This is a genomic window from Sedimentibacter sp. B4, from assembly GCF_000309315.1.
Lineage (GTDB): Bacteria > Bacillota > Clostridia > Tissierellales > Sedimentibacteraceae > Sedimentibacter > Sedimentibacter saalensis.
Genome location: NZ_CANG01000708.1, coordinates 1 through 232 on the forward strand (window position 1 = coordinate 1; position 232 = coordinate 232).

The window sequence follows — 232 nt, forward strand, 5'->3', positions numbered from 1 at the left end:
TTGGTCGGCGATCGGGCCCGCGTAGTCGACGCCGCCGGTGATCGCCCGTGCGTAGGGGTCCAGCAGCAGTTTCGCAGGGTTGAACCGCTCGCCCTTCTCCGGTGCCCAGGCGCCGTGGACGCGGTAGCCGTAGCGCTGTCCGGAACCGATGCGGGCAGGTGCAGGGTCCACACGCCGTCACCGGTGAGGGTGAGGTCGTGGTTGGACTGGCGACGGTGCTCATCCACCAGGG

Annotated in this window: 1 pseudogene; it reads right to left on the reverse strand. The window is 69.8% G+C overall.

The features are described 5' to 3' along the window. Positions 1-232: pseudogene (locus BN358_RS27825) on the reverse strand (glycogen debranching enzyme GlgX); the annotation flags it as partial.